We start from the raw sequence: 16487 nt of genomic DNA on the forward strand, positions 1-16487 counted from the left end.
ACAATGGAGGCAGGGGTTTTAATATTTAAATTGATTGTAAAACATGTTAACAAAAACTCAAAAAAATTAGGCGCAAAATTAAATTATGTGTGGAACTATAATTCGGCAAGTGGTAATTGGTAATTTTCAGTGACATTTAATATAGATATAATAAGTATTTATTAACTACTATTACAACTAATTAGCCATAGATTAAACTCAAGAGGCGCGATTTATTTTAAATCGCGCTAAACACCATAAATCACTCGAGTAAAAATATAGATTTCTCAAGATCAATATATGTATCAGAGGTATTATCCATGCACTCAGAGATTTTTATTTTGAAGACTTCAGGATTCAAACTCGTCTTTATTCCGCAAAAATTTCTCATGTGACTAGAAAGCTCTTTTACACTGTCGTCATTAATATTATTAACGGTTTTATCATATTCAGCCTCGTCAAATATGAAATTATTTTTTTTGCAATAACTCATCAAGGCATCTTTACTAAATAGATAGTTTTCTATTTCCCAGCGATTTAACATTCGGTGGTTTTTAGGGTTTGTTTCAAGATATACATTCCTTTCCTCAGCAGAAATGCAACGACCAGAACCGGAATCCCTGTCTTTTAAAACTAACACTTCTAAATGTGGTAAAGCTTTAGATAAGATTGCTATGGCGATTTCACTTCTTTGATCAAGTTCAGTGTTACCACCACTTGAAACAAATAATGTGTCAGGGTATTTTCCATTGAAGATGGTATTATAAACTTTGGCATCCAAGCCTCTCTCCATGCCACCCCGACCCGGACTATCACGCCCTTCGCAGTAGACTATTCGTTTAGGGCTTAATAGGTGAACGAGATCATCCAGCGCAACACTGAAAATTTTTCGCCACATGTCAGAGTTTTTGTTAGTAGGTGTTAATTTTTTAACTTCAGCAGCGAGATTGTTACTCTCATCAAAGTATATTATTTGGCATTCGTCTTTGAGTTCGTCCTGTAGAGCACGCATAAAACCGATACTGTGAGTTGTTAACCAGATCTGACAATCCTTACCAATAAGTCTATTGATCTCGATAATTAGTTTTTTCTGAATAGAAGTATTTATATGTAATTCAGGCTCATCTAAAAGATAAATGGTATCATTATATTCATCTTGTCTTAAATATAAATCAAGCAGGATGTCAACGACCTCTTTCTCCCCTGATGACAGTACATTAAATGAAAATGGTTTTGGATGATCATGCTTCCTGAAATAAATCATCCCTTGAGAGCTTTCAATATTTCCTAGATTATCGATCTCAAGACTTAAGCAGTTTTTTATTGATTGATTCAAATCCCCTATGATTTTTTCCTTGGCCTCGCTAGGTTTACAATCTTGATCATGCATGTATTTATTAAGCTTGATATTTAGCCTGCGATAGTTTTCTTCCATCTTATCGTCGAGATCTGAAGCAGAAGATGCACCATAATTATTTAAATATATCTCACCAACTGCTCTGCTTTCCGTTACGTTCAAATAAGAATTGTATCTATAAGGACTCCGGAAGGAAAATAAAGTATTTTCTTTACCCTTTCTACTTTGCCTTGCATTGTAATAAGTACCGCTAGTAAATTCAATTGAGATGCTTTCATAATTAAACGACGGATCATTATGCATAGAATGATAAACGTGGTCTTTATTTCCTTTGTTACCCAATGAACCGAACGCACTATGGTGAAAAAGAATGCCATCTAAAACACTGCTTTTCCCGCATCCATTGGGTCCTACCAACGCGATAATTCTGGCGGGATTTTCCCCCAAATCAATGGTCAAGTCATGAAAGCGCTTGTATCCATTGAATAATCTTAATTTTTTTATCCGCATAGATTAGTTCATCCATTTAAAATTCTAAGTTTATTAGGGAAGAGGTGCATATTAGATTATCGGTGAGTAAGGTAACAAAATCTTCGACTTTATCAAGCCTAAATGATCTCCATAATAAAAAAATGTTAATGCTTACGCAGGGTTAGAGATCTAACTCCAGCATATTAACGCAACATTGCGCAGGTTACGTCCGCTCCTGGCACTTAGATGCCATTCCCTCTGAAAACTTCTTTGGCCCCTTCGGATCTCTGGCTATCCGGGGCGTCAGCCTTACTGCGCTAACTGCCAGGCCCAAGATGCATCCTTACACGGTGCATCTCGGGCCTGGCGGCTCAGGTCTGATCGCAACACTAGAGAACAGACTCTAAAACAACAGCGTCAGCCAGTCTTATTACCCAAATTAATTCTTATCTACTTTCATAAAATTGGCAGTGAACTATTTTAAATAGGTGGCAAATATCCCAAACACGTTTATAACCCCCTCTTTTATGAGTTAAATTATCTAGTTAAAAGAAGTAATGATAGTGTCATTCCTCATTGACTGAATCTGCCGTTTGTTCTTGTTTTTTACATTTCGGACAGTATTGAATTAACCTTTCCGTAAATTGATAATAATAAGGTATGAGAATGTTCATTCCACTACTTTTTATTGCGTCATACGCAAGGACTTTAATGAGTACTTCATTGCCATCAACGATCATTTTTTTATCTGCAACCAGGATGTCGCTAAGAGGTAAGTCTTCTGGGTTGTAAATTATTACACTGCCAGGTTGTCGCTTGTATGCTTCATCGTTATCACCCGCATTTCCGTAAGCTATGCCTGTGGCTTTTACCCAGTTAATCGGCTCCGCCTTTTCGCACCAACTGATTAATTTTTCGAGTTTTTCTGGAGTAAAGGTCCTTGCATAATCTCCATGAGTTTCACAGTGACTAAATTCCACAAAATGACCGAGTGAATATTCATAAGAATAATCACCAGCAGTTAGTGGAAGCCTGTGATACTGGCTGGGAAGTGCCTTTTGTGATTTCGTACTGTCGAGTAAGCTAAAAACAATATCATAAAGTTGATATAAGCAACATCCTTGACGATCTGAATTTCCGTACACAATTATATTCTCAAAATTCTTCATGTCAGAATTGTACGCGCTTGCAAAACGTTCATCACCATATAAGAAAAACCCTTTCGAAAGGATGAATATTGCATTAGGAAGTAAGTTTTTATCATGACTTGCAGCATGTTTTCTCAGTTCTGATACTATATCGGCCCAGTCCATATCAGTGTCATAGGAAAATATAATTCCAAATCCATTATTTTGAATTTCCCTCCCTGATTTAATAATGAATTTTTCCTCAACCCCATTCCTTTTTAATCTTTTGAATGAGGCTATGTTTTTAAATGCGCTTTCCAGTTCTTTTTTTGTGAGTTTTGATTTAACCTGAATGGCCCCGTAGCAATACTCCACAGGTAAAACTTCGTAGATGTCCTGTCGTTGCATGAGCGTAAAAGAATTGAAAGCATCATAAAAAAGAATATCTATTTCATTACTGAGGTGTCCAGAAGTTGATGCAGCGCGAACACTTGATTTTGAAATGCCATAGCTAAGAGGTAAAAGCTTATTATCTGTAAAAAACGCCCTTAACAATTCTTCTCTGACTGTGCCAACATCTCTGGGGTGTTTGATATCTCTGGAGATTTCGAAATCTTGCTGCATTTTGTTCTGCAGGTACATAAACTCACGTTCCAAACCATGGAACTCCTTATCCTTAGACCGTAGTTTACTCGCACGTGTAGCTTGGTCTGATATCCATTCCTTGGTTCTTGCCTCTCTCTCGGCAAAATCTGCCCTCTCTTTTTTTTGTACAGCTGTTTTGCGTTTTTTTCTATCTTGGTTTTCCAGCATAATAAAAACTTCCTAAAGTTTGTTGAGGGTTGCTGCCTATCTTTTCGGATTTATATAGAAGATAAATTGGTAGGTATTTGTTTATATGATTTTTTATTCATTCTATCAATGATTCTGTCTCAATGACCATGACCCCGTGATCCACACAAACTGTTTTAGCAACTTCCGTTTCTGGCACGAAGCGGACATCCCCCTAGCAGTCTGCCACCTACCCCCGCATATCAAACCCCACCTTCTCAAAATCCCGATAAACTTCCAGATTACTAAACCCCGAAAACTTCGCCTTTTGAGCAGCCAATTTCACCGCCTCACAATACCCTTTATCGCCATCGCTCGTTGATACCTTCAACGCCCTACCATCCTGCGCAAACTCTATATGCAGCCTGCATTTCTAGCCCTTCCAGCGTTCTGGCTCAGCGATTTTCTCTTCTATCGCCGCCTTAATTCCCCGTGCCTGCGCACCCCATTCATCCCGATCGTCCCAGCGGCCAGAACCGCAGTTACCCATCGCGGTGGTTTTATGGCAGCCAGCAGGATGTAACGGCACACAACCTGCCGCCAGGCTGAAAACAACGGCAAGCATAAATATCTTTCCTACGCTTTCACGCAACCTCACGCCTTAACTCCCATTCTCATATAGCCGTCAAAGTTAATGTCGGTTTAGCATTTCACGAAAATCAGAACTAAAAAAAAACAGAGGCACAGGTTCGGTAAGGCGTAAGCCGCCATCGGGTATTTCAGAGATATACACGCAGTCAGCAAGCTGGTTTAAACATTGTGCTCGCTTCTGCCGGGCGGCGGCTGACGCCTTGCACGGCCTACAAAATCCGCTCTATCAATAATTGATGCATTTTTCGTAAGCCGCCATCGGGCATTTTCAGAGAGGTACACGCAGTCAGCAACCTGGTTTAAACATTGTGCTCGCTTCTGCCGGTCGACGGCTGACGCCTACAAAACCCGCTCTATCAATAAGTAGGCCCGGTAAGGCGCTAGCCGCCACCGGGCATTTCCAGAGAGTTACCTTCGTGATTACGCGCTACAACTCCCCAAACACCCACACCCCATCCCGGTCCAGCAGGCTTTCATAAACCCTCTCGACGGCAGCTTTAACCTTCTCCGTCATCGGATAATAAAATCCAACGATATCCGGTTGAATCCCCAAAAATACCACCTCCCCCACATCTTCGCGCAGCTGATCCACCAGGTAGTTCAGCGGCATGTTGTGGGTGGTCATCATAAACATCTCGGCGATGTCGTCCGGGTCGATGCGGCGGATCTCGCCGGGGTTGAGCCCCATGTCGGTGGCATCTACAATCAACAGCCGCGCCGGGCGCTGCTCGCGGATCGCCACGATGTCGTTCTCCGGGGCGCTGCCGCCGTCGAACACCACCCAGTCGCCGCGCGGCGCTTCCCGGCACATCTCGGCCAGCAGCGGACCGGCACCGTCGTCGCCCATCATGCTGTTGCCGACGCAGAGTAAAACATCAGTCACGTTGCCTCCTCACCATCAGGTAGATAGCGTTTTCCTGGTGAATGGCGTGGAGCATACCGAGCATCGCCCGGCTCCATTCCTGCTGCTGCGCCGTCTGGCGCGCGATTGCGGCGTCAAAGGCGCTGGCCAGCATCACAATATGGTTACTGTCGATGACGATCTCCCCGTAGCGCGGCACGCCCTCCATTTTACGCCGCGCCTCGCTCCCCGCTTCCAGGGTGGCGATCCAGTCCAGATAGGCCTCCCACGGGCAGGTGAGCGCCGCCTCCAGGCAGTCGATCACCCCCAGATGGTGGCCGATGGCCAGCCCGTAGTAGATCACCTGCTGGGCATCGGCGGGAGTGTCGTCATTCTGGTCAATGAACTTGCGGCTGAGCTGGCTGAATACCACCGTCTCACTCATCACACACGCTCCTGCCCGACCACCTCAATGAGGTTGGCGACGATCTCGTTCAGTCGCGGATCGTTCTCGCTCGCCAGCCAGCGCGCCACGCTTTCGTCGCCCTCGATCAGATGACGCATAAAGTCGTCGGCGATCTGGCGGCCATAGCGGTAGCCCGCCAGACGGCGCGCGGCGCGGTCGATGCGTACCCGCAGGGGCTGCACCATCTCAGGATGCAGGATCTCGGCGGGCTGGTTGTCCAGCACTCCTGGTTCGCGGGCGTGGATTTTTTGCTCCAGCAGCCCCAGCGCCATGGCAAAGCCGTAAAGCGTGGCGGCTGGCGACGGCGGGCAGCCGGGGATGTACACATCCACCGGGACGATTTTGTCGGTGCCGCCCCAGACGCAGTACAGGTCGTGGAAGATGCCGCCGGAGTTGCCGCAGGCCCCGTAGGAGATGCAGATCTTCGGATCGGGCGCAGACTCCCACGCCCGCAGCGCCGGGGAGCGCATCGCGCGGGTCACCGCCCCGGTGAACAGCAGAATGTCGGCGTGGCGCGGGGATGGCACCACCTTGATGCCGAAGCGTTCGGTGTCGAAAATCGGCGACAGGGTGGCGAAGATCTCAATCTCGCAGCCGTTGCAGCCGCCGCAGTCCACGCGGTAGACGTAGGCGGAGCGTTTGATTTTTTTCAGCAGCGAGGCCTTCATGCTGGCGATGGACTCGTCCACCGTCACCGGGACCGGCATTCCCTGTTCGTTACGTGGCCCTAATAGTTCGCTCATCGTGTCGCTTCCTCCATTTCCCGGGTCAGCTGGATCTTGTCCGCCGGGGTCAGCCCCTGCAGGCGCTTGCAGTCCGGGCAGGTTTCAAAACTCTCGCGATGCGATTCGGCGCGCTTATCGCCGTTGTGGCGCAGCAGGGCAATCGCGTAATCAATCTCTTTCTGTACCGCGTAGGGGCGTTTGCAGACCCGGCAATTGCAGATGTCAAAGCGCGACTGCTGCAGGAAATCCGCTTTGCTCCACACCGCCAGCTCGTACTCCTGAGAGAGCCTGATGGCAGTGGTCGGGCAGACCTCTTCGCAGCGTCCGCAGAAGATGCAGCGCCCGAGGTTGAACTGCCAGGTCAACTGGCCGAACTGCAGATCCGTCTCCACCGTCAGGGCGTTAGACGGGCAGGCGTTCACGCAGGCCGCGCAGCCGATACACTGCTGCGGGTCGTGCTCCGGCTTGCCGCGCAGATTTTTATCCACTGCAATCGGCTGGAGGGGGTACGACTCCGTGACCGTGCCGGTTTTGATCACTTTTTTGATAAAGGTAAACATGGCAAGTCCTTATTTCAGCGGCGAGTTCTTGCGTTCAATGCTGTAGCGTTCCAGTTCCTTGTACGGAACCACCTTGCTTTTCTTCTTGCGCACGTCGACCACCGTCATGCGATCGGTGCAGGAGTAGCACGGGTCGAGGCTGCCGATAATCAGCGGCGCGTCGGAGACGGTGTTGCCGCGCAGCATGTAGCGCAGGGTCGGCCAGTTAGCGTAGGTGGCCGCCCGGCAGCGCCAGCGCCAGAGCTTCTGGTTGTCGCCGGTCATACTCCAGTGGATATCATCCCCGCGCGGCGCTTCGCTGAAGCCCAGCGCAAAGCGGTTCGGGATGTAGGTAAAGCCCTCCACCATCAGCGCGCCGCCCGGCAGGTTGTCAAGGCCGAAGTCGATCATGTTCAGGGCGGTAAAGACCTCGTTGATACGCACCTTCAGGCGGGAGATGACGTCGCAGCCCTGCTCGCTGTGGACTTCCATCGGCAGCAGGCCATAACCGACAAACGGGTGATCGGCGCGGGTATCGCGGGCGTGGCCGCTGGCGCGCACCATCGGGCCGACGTTACTGAAGTCGCGGGCGATCTGCGGGTCGAGGCGGCCGATGCCCAGGGTGCGCTGTTCGATGTTCGGCGTGCTCATCAGGATATCCACCAGATCCTGCACCTCGCGGCGCATCTGCTGGGCCAGCAGGCGGGTGGCGATCATATCCTCTTTCAGCAGGTCGCGACGGATGCCGCCGATCAGGTTCAGGCCGTAGGTTTTACGCGCCCCGGTGAGGATCTCCGCCATCTTCATGGAGGTCTCGCGCACGCGGAAGAACTGCATAAAGCCGGAGTCAAAGCCGACAAAGTGGCAGGCCAGGCCGAGGTTGAGCAGGTGCGAGTGCAGACGCTCCACCTCCAGCAGGATGGCGCGGATCATCTGGGCGCGCTCCGGCACCACGATCCCCATCGCGTTCTCGACAGAGGTGGTGTACGCCGTGCTGTGGGCGAAGCCGCAGATGCCGCAGACGCGATCCGACAGGAAGGTCACTTCGTTGTAGCCCATCCGCGTTTCGGCGAGCTTCTCCATGCCGCGATGGACGTAGAACAGGCGGTAGTCGGCGTCGATGATGTTCTCGCCGTCGACGAACAGGCGGAAGTGGCCCGGCTCATCGGAGGTAACGTGCAGCGGGCCAATCGGCACCACGTTATTTTTCTTATCCCCGAGTTCGTTGATGAACTCGTAGGTCTCTTTGTCGGTGGTCGGCGCCGGGCGTTGACGGTAATCCATGCTGTCTTTACGCAGCGGATAGAGTTCGTCCGGCCAGTCGTCCGGCAGCACCAGGCGGCGCTCGTCCGGCAGCCCGACCGGGATCAGGCCGTACATATCGCGCACTTCGCGCTCGCCCCAGACGGCGGCAGGCACGCGCGGGGTGACGGACGGGAACTCCGGCTTATCGGCGTCCACTTCCACGCGCACGGTGAGCCAGCAGCGGGTGCCCTGCTCCATCGACAGCACGTAGTAGACGGCGTAGCTGCCGCAGAGCTGGCGTTCATCGTTACCAAACAGCACCGACAGCCAGCCGCCCTGCTGGTAATACAGGAACTCGACCACTTCCGGCAGGTAGTTAATTTTCACCGTGACGGTGATCTGGTCTTTGGTCTGCCAGGCTTCATCCAGCACCACGCCAGGGAAGGCCTGATGCAGTGCGGCGAGATAGTGTTGACCAACTTTTTCTTCAGACATGGTTATTCTCTAAAATCACGCCGCCAGCAAGGAGACGAAAGCTAAAAATGCCAGACCGAAACCGGTCCAGGTAATCCGTGAGGTGGCGTTAAAGCGCAGGCGCGCCATGCTGTTTTCAAACAGGGCGATCGCCAGCACGCCCGCCACCAGCTTGACCACGGCGATAATCACCGCCAGCACCAGGCCGCCGATGGAGAACTGCGTCATCTGCCCCCAGGGGATAAACACCCCGACGAACATCTGCAGCACCACCAGCTGTTTCAGGCTGATGCCCCACTTGAGCAGGGCAAAGCCCGCACCGCTGTACTCCGACAGCGGCCCTTCCTGCAGCTCCTGCTCCGCTTCGGCGAGGTCAAACGGCAGCTTGCCCATCTCGATGAAGGTGGCGAACGCGCAGGCGCACATCGCCAGGATCAGCGTCACGCTGTGCGCCGCCGGCCAGTGGTAGATGGTCTGCGTGACCGCGCTGATGTGGGTGGTGCCCGCCACCTGAGCGGCGACCCACAGGCCGAGCAGCAGGATCGGCTCCACCAGCACCCCGAGCATCGCTTCGCGGCTGGCACCGATCCCGGTGAACGGGCTGCCGGTATCCAGCCCGGCGATGGCAAAGAAGAAACGCGCAATGGCGAAGAGGTAGATCAGGGTAATGAGATCGCCCAGCGCAGGCAGCGGCGAGGCCAGGGTGATCACCGGCAGCGCCGAGGCGATGGCAAACATCACGCCCACCATCACAAAGGGCATCAGGCGGAAGACCCAGCCCGCGGCGGCAGGCGCCACGCTCTGGCGACCCAGCAGCTTGATGAGATCCCGGTACTCCTGGAAGACGTCCGGCCCGCGGCGGGTATGCATCCGGGCACGCGCAACGCGGGTGATGCCAGCCAGCAGCGGCGCGAGGGCAAACAGCACCAGCGCCTGAATCAGTGCGTATATCAAAGTCATGTTCAGGCTCCTCGGGAGATGACAACCACCACCAGCACCGCCAGCTCAATCAGGGCGATACGGTGGAACAGCACGGCGGTGCAGTCGCACTGCCAGCCGGGGATAAAGCGAACCGGGTTGAGCCATTTGTGCAGCTTCAGCACCGGCGCGAAGGACTCTTTAACCGGCATGGCAAAGCCGTGGGCGGTGATGACCATCGACTGCTCGTGATCGTACCCGCACACCCAGGCGAAGCCGCGGGAGCGGTTCGGCAGGCGATTGCCCTTGAACACCACCAGCACGATAAACGGCAGCAGCAGCCCCGCCAGCAGCAGGAGGGTGATCATCGGCTGGGAAACGTTGTTCACCGCCCCGCCGTTCACCGGGAACAGACGGCTAATCACCGGCAGCAACCAGGGCGCGGCCACGCCGCCCGCCACGCAGCAGAGCGCTGCCAGCAGGGTGCTGAAGGTCATCATCCCCGGTGCGCAGGAGGCGTTTTCCGCTTCAGGAGTGCGCGGTGCGCCGAGGAAGGTGACGCCGTAGACTTTCGCCATACACATCACCGCCAGCGCGCCGGTGATCGCCAGTCCCGTTGCCAGCAACGGCCCCAGCAGGCGGGCGACAAAGGCCTCGTGACCGCCGAGGTTAAAGAAGGACTGGTAGATCACCCATTCGCCAGCAAAGCCGTTCAGCGGCGGCAGCGCCGCCATCGCCATCAGCCCCACCAGCATTGAGAGCGAGATCAGCGGCATTTTTTTGCCGATGCCGCCCAGCTTCTCGATATCGCGATGGCCGGTGCGATACCACACCGCGCCCGCGCCGAGGAACAGCGTGGTTTTAAACAGGCCGTGATTCACCAGGTGGTAGAGCCCGCCGGTAAAGCCCAGCGCCACCAGCAGCGGACTGCGCAGCGCAATGCCGGTGACGCCCGCGCCCAGGCCGAGCAGGATAATGCCGATGTTCTCCAGGGTGTGGTACGCCAGCAGGCGCTGGATGTTGTGCTCCATCAGAGCGTACAGGCCGCCGACAAAGGCGGTGATCATGCCCATCACCAGCAGCAGCACGCCGAGCCACAGCGGCGGCAGGGCCCCACTCAGGGCGACGGTCAGCATGCCGTAGAGGCCCACCTTCATTACCACCGTGGAGAAGAGCGCGGCAGCCGGGGCGCTGGCGTTAGCATGGGCCTGAGGTACCCAGCCGTGCAGCGGAATGACGCCCGCCAGCAGGCCAAAGCCCGCCAGACCCGGCAGCCAGATGCTGGCCCCCGGTGCCTGTCCGGATGCCATCGCCCCCATCGCCGCGAAATCCAGGGTGCCGTAGTAGCGCCACGCCTGCCAGCAGGCGAAGGCCAGCAGCAGCGTCCCCAGACGTCCCAGCACAAACCACAGCTTGCCAGATTTGGCGCAGCCGGTAAGAAACGCGCCGCACAGGGCCATGATTTCCGCCATCACCACCAGCCAGCCGAGGTTATCGACCATGATCGCGGCAACGGCGGTAGCCATCAGCAGGTTGGTCAGCAGGCCGGTGCTTCTGGACTGCGCAGGACGGTGCCAGGCGACGGTATAGAGGCTGATGAGAAACGCCGGCAGGCCGATGGCGATAAGCCAGACCGCGCGGATGCCGCTCATCTGCATGCCGATGTGCAGCCAGGGGATCTGCCCCTGTTGCACCGCAAGCTGCGGCGCGGCGAGCAGCGAAATCGCCCCCGCCATCACCGCCATGGCGCTGGCGATCGCCCCGCCAAAGCCGGTAACGGCGCTGCTGAGGGTGCGGTTGGCGCTGAAGACAAGCGCCAGCACGGCGCTTGTCAGATACCACGTCAGCGACAGGTCAATTAACGAAAAGGCATTCATCAGCGCTCTCCTTGTTGCGACTGGAACAACGACAGATCGCCCAGATCCGTATTCATCGTCAGCTCGCGTTTGCGCTTGCTGGCGCGGGCGATGTCCTGGTTATTCACCAGACGCAGGGATTTGGTCGGACAGGTGCGCACGCACGCCGGGCCGTCCGGGTCGAAGCTGCACAGGTCGCACTTCACCGCGATGGCGCGCACGCCCGGTACCCAGTCGAGGAACGGGCTGACGCGGGCCGGGGCAGGTGGGGCCATCGGCGCTTTCGAGGTGTTGCTGTTGGCGGGGATCGCCAGCGGGCGGCTGCCAGCAAACTCAATGGCGCCAAACGGACAGGCGATGCCGCACAGCTTGCAGCTGACGCACAGGCTTTCATTCAGCTGGATAGCGCCGTCGGCGCGGGTAATGGCGTTAACCGGGCAGACCTGGGCGCAGGGGGCATCTTCGCAGTGATGACACAGCTGCGGCGCAGAGTCTTTACTGTTACGCATCACTTTCAGCCGCGGCTGGCTTTGCAGGCCATGCAGGCGATGGTTTTCTGAACAGGCGGCCTCACAGGTGTGGCAGCCGATACAGAGCGAGGGATCAGCAATTACAAAACGATTCACCTGGTTTCCTCTGGTGATAGTCATTTTTGACGAAAAACGGGCGGAAGTGTCATTTTCGACACCTGTCGACACCCTGCTCAGACCGCAGCGTGGTGCTGCGCCAGTACGGCGAGGGTCAGGGATTCGCCGCGTTGCGTTGCCTGATAAAGCGCGGCATAAATCCCGCTGATTTTATTCAGGAAATGGTCCAGAACCGCTTCGCGCTGGTCGATGTTGATCGCGTCGTCCAGCATGCCGTCGTCGCTCAGGCGGGCGCGGCCAATCAGCACGCACTCCGGGTTGTCGCGCGCTTCGACGGTGTAATTGAAGATGTGGCCGTTGAACGCCTGCTCGGGCGTCACGCGGATGAGGAAGTGGTCGAACAGCCAGAAGCCAAGCCCATTGTCGGTGTTACAGCCCACGGTAAGGTGCAGGCTGGCTTTAGAGAGCGTGATGGCCTGAATCAATGAATTGCCGTAGTGGTTCCAGTGGGAGCGAAGTACCCGCTGCTGTCCGGCGATGATATTGGCTTTCTCACTTAATTCGGAAAGTGTCATGTGACGTACCTGATGCGTAATGTGTAAAGAGTTGGCTTCCTTAAGCACGTTTCGTGCCATTTTTTAATTTATTGATTTTTAATGAAAATAATTTTTAAAGCCGCCGCGATCACAAAAAATGACATGTCATTTCGTCATCTTTGACCGCGCGGCCTGTCTCCTCTCGCCACGCATCGCGTAAACATGGCATCAATATTGCTTTATCCGGCCAGACTTCACCGGGAACAGCACAATGCACGAAATCACCCTCTGCCAGCAGGCGCTGGAATTGATCGAAAAACAGGCGCATCAGCATCAGGCCAAACGCGTGACGGGCGTCTGGCTGCGCGTCGGGGCGTTCTCCTGCGTGGAGAGCAGCGCCCTGCAGTTTTGTTTTGAGCTGGTTTGCCGGGAGACGGTCGCCGAAGGCTGCGCCCTGCATCTCGAAGAGCAGCAGGCGGAGTGCTGGTGCCAGGATTGCAAAGCGTACGTCGAGCTGGTGACCCACCGCGTACGCCTCTGCCCGCAGTGCGGCGGAGCAAACCTGAATATCGTCGCCGACGACGGGCTGCATATCACGCGTCTGGAAATTGAACAGGAGTAAACCATGTGTACCACCTGCGGTTGCGATCAGGGCAACCTCTATATTGAAGGCGACGAGCATAATCCTCACTCCGCTTTTCGCAGCGCCCCCTTTGCGCCGGCCACACGCCCGGCGCTGCGCATCACCCGCGTGGACGCTCAGGGTTTTGCCCCTGCCGAGCCGCTTGAAGGCCAGCTGCATTACGGCCACGGCGAAGCGGGCACCCATGCGCCCGGCCTCAGCCAGCGCAAAATGGTCGACATCGAGATGGACGTGCTCGGCAAAAACAGTGCTATTGCCCGGCGCAACCGCACCCTGTTCAGCACCCGCAACCAGCTGGCGCTCAATCTGGTCTCCAGCCCCGGCTCCGGTAAAACCACCCTGCTGACCGAGACCTTAAAGCGCTTACAGCAGCAGGTGCCCTGCGCGGTGATCGAAGGCGATCAGCAGACCGTTAACGACGCCGAGCGGATCCGCGCCACCGGCACGCCCGCCATTCAGGTGAACACCGGCAAGGGCTGTCACCTCGACGCGCAGATGATCGGGGACGCGATGGCGCGCCTGCCGCTCGCGGATGGCGGCATCATGTTTATTGAAAACGTCGGCAATCTGGTCTGCCCGGCCAGCTTCGATCTCGGCGAGCGTCATAAGGTGGCGGTGCTCTCGGTCACCGAGGGCGAGGACAAGCCGCTGAAGTACCCACATATGTTTGCCGCCGCGTCGATCATGCTGCTCAACAAGGTCGACCTGCTGCCGTACCTTAGCTTTGACGTGGAAAAATGCCTCGCCGCCGCCCGGGAAGTGAACCCGGAGATTGAGATTTTGCTCGTCTCCGCCACCCGCGGCGACGGGATGGACGCCTGGCTTGCCTGGCTGGAGGCGCAACGATGTGCATAGGCGTTCCTGGAAAAATCAGCGCCATTCATGACGGAATGCAGGCCAGCGTCGAAGTTTGCGGCGTGCTGCGCGACGTGGATCTGACCCTGGTGGGCGATTGTGACGAAAGCGGCAACAGCCGTCTCGGGCAGTGGGTGCTGGTCCACGTCGGCTTTGCCATGAGCGTGATTGATGAAGCGGAGGCGCTGGATACCCTCGCCGCCCTGCAAAATATGTTCGAAGTGGAGCCGGACGTCGGGTCGCTGCTGTTTGGCGAGGAGTCCCGGTGATGCGCTTTGTTGATGAATACCGCGACCCGCAAAAGGTAATGCAGCTGATCGCGGCCCTGAAAGCCAGGGCTGAGCTTTTAACCTACACCGCCGCGCGTCCGCTGCGCATTATGGAGGTGTGCGGCGGGCACACCCACGCCATCTTTAAGTTCGGGCTGGACCAGCTCCTGCCCGACAACATTGAGTTTATTCACGGCCCCGGCTGCCCGGTCTGCGTCCTGCCGATGGGGCGGATCGACACCTGCATCGAAATCGCCAGCCACCCGGAGGTGATCTTCTGCACCTTCGGCGACGCGATGCGGGTTCCGGGCAAAAACGGCTCGCTGCTGGATGCCCGGATGCGCGGGGCGGACGTGCGGATCATCTACTCCCCCGCCGACGCCCTGAAGCTGGCTCAGCAGAACCCGGATCGCAAAGTGGTCTTCTTCGGGCTGGGGTTTGAAACCACCATGCCCGCCACCGCCCTGACCCTGCGGCAGGCAAAAGCGGCGAACGTGCAGAACTTCTTCTTTTTCTGCCAGCACATCACGCTGATCCCGGTCCTGAAAAGCCTGCTGGAGCAGCCGGAAAACGGCATCGACGCCTTCCTGGCCCCCGGACACGTCAGCATGGTGATTGGCATTCACGCCTACGATTTTATCCCCGCCGATCATCAGCGCCCGCTGGCGGTGGCCGGTTTTGAGCCGGTGGATCTGCTCCAGGGCGTGTTGATGCTGGTGGAGCAGAAAATCGCTGGCATAAGCCAGGTGGAAAATCAGTACCGCCGCATCGTACCGGAAGCGGGCAACGCCGTGGCCCAGGCCGCCATCGCCGAGGTGTTTGGCGTGGAAGGGGACAGCGAATGGCGCGGGCTGGGAGTGATCTCCCACTCCGGCGTGCATCTTACCGAGGCGTATCGCCAGTTCGACGCCGAGCGTCACTTCAACCCCCAGGCGCAGGCGGTGTGCGACGACCCCGAAGCCCGCTGCGGCGAGGTGCTAACCGGACGCTGCAAACCGGCGCAGTGCCCGCTGTTTGGCGGGAAATGTACACCGCAAAGCGCCTTTGGCGCGCTGATGGTCTCATCGGAAGGGGCGTGCAGCGCCTGGTATCAGTACCGTTCTCAGGAGTGTGAAAGTTGAAACAGATTACCCTCGCCCACGGCAGCGGCGGACAGGCGATGCAGCAGCTGATCGGCGAGCTTTTTATGCGCGCCTTCAGCAACCCGCTGCTTGATGAGCAGGAAGATCAGGCCCGCATTCCGCTGCACGAGCTGACCGCCCACGGCGACCGGCTGGCCTTCTCCACCGACAGCTACGTGATTGACCCGCTGTTCTTCCCCGGCGGCGATATCGGCAAGCTGGCGGTCTGCGGCACCGCCAACGACGTGGCGGTAAGCGGAGCCATTCCGCGCTGGCTCTCCTGCGGGTTTATCCTCGAAGAGGGGCTGGAGATGGCGACGCTTGAGCGCATCGTCACCAGCATGGCCGCCACCGCCGCGGCGGCGGGCATCACCATCGTCACCGGCGATACCAAAGTCGTCCCGCGCGGCGCGGCGGATAAGGTGTTTATTAATACCGCAGGTATCGGTTCCGTTCCCGAGGGGTTAAACTGGGGGATGCGTCAGATTCACGCCGGTGATGTGTTACTGGTCAGCGGCACCCTGGGCGATCATGGCGCCACGATCCTGAATCTGCGCGAAGGCTTAGGCCTGGAAGGGGATCTGCAGAGCGACTGCGCGGTGCTGACCCCGCTGATTCAGGCTCTACGCGGCGAGCCCGGCATCAAAGCCCTGCGCGATGCCACCCGCGGCGGGGTGAATGCCGTAGCCCACGAATTTGCCGCCAGCAGCGGCTGTGGGATTGAAATACAGGAAGGCAGCCTGCCGGTGAAACCCGCCGTGCGCGGCGCGTGCGAGCTGCTGGGCCTTGATCCGCTCAACTTCGCCAACGAAGGCAAGCTGGCTATCGTGGTGGAACGCCAGGCCGCCGAACGGGTGCTGGCGCTGCTGCGGGCACATCCTCTGGGAATGAACGCCGCCATTATCGGCGAGGTGGTTGAGCACAAAGGGGTACGACTCACCGGGCTGTACGGCGTAAAACGGACGCTGAATTTGCCCCACAGCGAGCCACTGCCGCGTATTTGCTGATTCGGGCGGCGCATAAGCCGCTCATTTTTCTGGATACTCTGGATATAAC

The 16487-nt window shown here is 55.8% G+C and carries 16 protein-coding genes and 1 pseudogene; 5 read left to right on the forward strand and 12 right to left on the reverse strand.

From position 1 onward, the window contains the following. Positions 1-241: 241 nt before the first annotated feature. From FFB58_RS08805 to FFB58_RS08860, 12 genes and pseudogenes are all read right to left on the reverse strand, one after another. Complete coding sequence (locus FFB58_RS08805) at positions 242-1846, reverse strand: ATP-binding protein (RefSeq protein WP_138369635.1); 1605 nt, start codon at positions 1844-1846, stop codon at positions 242-244. A 527-nt stretch (positions 1847-2373) separates the two neighbouring features. Further along, positions 2374-3747: a DUF6602 domain-containing protein gene (locus FFB58_RS08810; RefSeq protein WP_138369636.1), complete on the reverse strand. Its 1374-nt coding sequence runs from the start codon at positions 3745-3747 to the stop codon at positions 2374-2376. Positions 3748-3955: 208 nt separating this feature from the next. Then, positions 3956-4330, reverse strand: a pseudogene (locus FFB58_RS08815) (cell envelope integrity TolA C-terminal domain-containing protein). Between the two features lie 453 nt (positions 4331-4783). Continuing rightward, positions 4784-5239 (reverse strand): hydrogenase maturation peptidase HycI, encoded by a 456-nt coding sequence (gene hycI / locus FFB58_RS08820; RefSeq protein ID WP_138369637.1) that lies wholly within the window; start codon positions 5237-5239, stop codon positions 4784-4786. Continuing rightward, positions 5232-5642 carry a formate hydrogenlyase maturation HycH family protein gene (locus tag FFB58_RS08825; RefSeq protein WP_138369638.1) on the reverse strand — a complete coding sequence of 137 codons (411 nt, stop codon included), beginning with the start codon at positions 5640-5642 and terminating at the stop codon, positions 5232-5234. The genes hycI and FFB58_RS08825 overlap by 8 nt, the downstream gene beginning before the upstream one ends. Then, positions 5642-6406: an NADH-quinone oxidoreductase subunit B family protein gene (locus FFB58_RS08830; RefSeq protein WP_138369639.1), complete on the reverse strand. Its 765-nt coding sequence runs from the start codon at positions 6404-6406 to the stop codon at positions 5642-5644. The genes FFB58_RS08825 and FFB58_RS08830 overlap by 1 nt, the downstream gene beginning before the upstream one ends. Next, the gene (locus tag FFB58_RS08835) at positions 6403-6948 is read right to left on the reverse strand and encodes a formate hydrogenlyase complex iron-sulfur subunit (protein ID WP_138369640.1); all 546 of its coding nucleotides are present in this window, start codon (positions 6946-6948) and stop codon (positions 6403-6405) included. Before FFB58_RS08835 ends, FFB58_RS08830 begins: the two co-directional genes overlap by 4 nt. 9 nt (positions 6949-6957) lie before the next feature. Next, on the reverse strand, positions 6958-8667 hold the full coding sequence (hycE, locus tag FFB58_RS08840; RefSeq protein WP_138369641.1) for a formate hydrogenlyase subunit HycE: 1710 nt from the start codon (positions 8665-8667) through the stop codon (positions 6958-6960). Positions 8668-8682: 15 nt separating this feature from the next. Beyond that, the gene (locus FFB58_RS08845) at positions 8683-9606 is read right to left on the reverse strand and encodes a respiratory chain complex I subunit 1 family protein (RefSeq protein WP_138369642.1); all 924 of its coding nucleotides are present in this window, start codon (positions 9604-9606) and stop codon (positions 8683-8685) included. Between the two features lie 2 nt (positions 9607-9608). After that, positions 9609-11441 (reverse strand): formate hydrogenlyase subunit 3, encoded by a 1833-nt coding sequence (gene hycC / locus FFB58_RS08850; protein WP_138369643.1) that lies wholly within the window; start codon positions 11439-11441, stop codon positions 9609-9611. Beyond that, on the reverse strand, positions 11441-12046 hold the full coding sequence (locus FFB58_RS08855) for a 4Fe-4S dicluster domain-containing protein (protein ID WP_138369644.1): 606 nt from the start codon (positions 12044-12046) through the stop codon (positions 11441-11443). The genes hycC and FFB58_RS08855 overlap by 1 nt, the downstream gene beginning before the upstream one ends. A gap of 77 nt (positions 12047-12123) precedes the next feature. Next, on the reverse strand, positions 12124-12582 hold the full coding sequence (locus FFB58_RS08860) for a transcriptional regulator (RefSeq protein WP_171029944.1): 459 nt from the start codon (positions 12580-12582) through the stop codon (positions 12124-12126). A gap of 232 nt (positions 12583-12814) precedes the next feature. Between FFB58_RS08860 and hypA the strand changes: the two genes are divergently transcribed. Genes hypA through hypE form a run of 5 tightly spaced genes read left to right on the forward strand, consistent with a single transcriptional unit; the run spans position 12815 to position 16438 of the window. Beyond that, positions 12815-13165 carry a hydrogenase maturation nickel metallochaperone HypA gene (gene hypA, locus FFB58_RS08865; RefSeq protein WP_039031437.1) on the forward strand — a complete coding sequence of 117 codons (351 nt, stop codon included), beginning with the start codon at positions 12815-12817 and terminating at the stop codon, positions 13163-13165. A 3-nt stretch (positions 13166-13168) separates the two neighbouring features. Beyond that, complete coding sequence (hypB, locus tag FFB58_RS08870; protein ID WP_138369646.1) at positions 13169-14041, forward strand: hydrogenase nickel incorporation protein HypB; 873 nt, start codon at positions 13169-13171, stop codon at positions 14039-14041. Further along, on the forward strand, positions 14032-14310 hold the full coding sequence (locus FFB58_RS08875) for a HypC/HybG/HupF family hydrogenase formation chaperone (protein ID WP_138369647.1): 279 nt from the start codon (positions 14032-14034) through the stop codon (positions 14308-14310). Before hypB ends, FFB58_RS08875 begins: the two co-directional genes overlap by 10 nt. Further along, positions 14310-15431, forward strand: coding sequence for a hydrogenase formation protein HypD (gene hypD, locus FFB58_RS08880; RefSeq protein WP_138369648.1), 1122 nt, complete (start codon positions 14310-14312; stop codon positions 15429-15431). Before FFB58_RS08875 ends, hypD begins: the two co-directional genes overlap by 1 nt. After that, complete coding sequence (hypE, locus tag FFB58_RS08885) at positions 15428-16438, forward strand: hydrogenase expression/formation protein HypE (protein WP_138369649.1); 1011 nt, start codon at positions 15428-15430, stop codon at positions 16436-16438. Before hypD ends, hypE begins: the two co-directional genes overlap by 4 nt. Positions 16439-16487 lie beyond the last annotated feature (49 nt).

Source organism: Enterobacter sp. MF024 (assembly GCF_005843915.1).
GTDB lineage: Bacteria > Pseudomonadota > Gammaproteobacteria > Enterobacterales > Enterobacteriaceae > Enterobacter > Enterobacter barmai.

What these genes read in the sequence shown, in the direction of transcription:
- FFB58_RS08805 (WP_138369635.1), bottom strand. Translation starts at nt 1,846, where the DNA reads ATGCGGATAAAAAAATTAAGATTATTCAATGGATACAAGCGCTTTCAT.
- FFB58_RS08810 (WP_138369636.1), bottom strand. Translation starts at nt 3,747, where the DNA reads ATGCTGGAAAACCAAGATAGAAAAAAACGCAAAACAGCTGTACAAAAA.
- FFB58_RS08825 (WP_138369638.1), bottom strand. Translation starts at nt 5,642, where the DNA reads ATGAGTGAGACGGTGGTATTCAGCCAGCTCAGCCGCAAGTTCATTGAC.
- FFB58_RS08830 (WP_138369639.1), bottom strand. Translation starts at nt 6,406, where the DNA reads ATGAGCGAACTATTAGGGCCACGTAACGAACAGGGAATGCCGGTCCCG.
- FFB58_RS08835 (WP_138369640.1), bottom strand. Translation starts at nt 6,948, where the DNA reads ATGTTTACCTTTATCAAAAAAGTGATCAAAACCGGCACGGTCACGGAG.
- hycE (WP_138369641.1), bottom strand. Translation starts at nt 8,667, where the DNA reads ATGTCTGAAGAAAAAGTTGGTCAACACTATCTCGCCGCACTGCATCAG.
- FFB58_RS08845 (WP_138369642.1), bottom strand. Translation starts at nt 9,606, where the DNA reads ATGACTTTGATATACGCACTGATTCAGGCGCTGGTGCTGTTTGCCCTC.
- hycC (WP_138369643.1), bottom strand. Translation starts at nt 11,441, where the DNA reads ATGAATGCCTTTTCGTTAATTGACCTGTCGCTGACGTGGTATCTGACA.
- FFB58_RS08860 (WP_171029944.1), bottom strand. Translation starts at nt 12,582, where the DNA reads ATGACACTTTCCGAATTAAGTGAGAAAGCCAATATCATCGCCGGACAG.
- hypA (WP_039031437.1), top strand. Translation starts at nt 12,815, where the DNA reads ATGCACGAAATCACCCTCTGCCAGCAGGCGCTGGAATTGATCGAAAAA.
- hypB (WP_138369646.1), top strand. Translation starts at nt 13,169, where the DNA reads ATGTGTACCACCTGCGGTTGCGATCAGGGCAACCTCTATATTGAAGGC.
- FFB58_RS08875 (WP_138369647.1), top strand. Translation starts at nt 14,032, where the DNA reads ATGTGCATAGGCGTTCCTGGAAAAATCAGCGCCATTCATGACGGAATG.
- hypD (WP_138369648.1), top strand. Translation starts at nt 14,310, where the DNA reads ATGCGCTTTGTTGATGAATACCGCGACCCGCAAAAGGTAATGCAGCTG.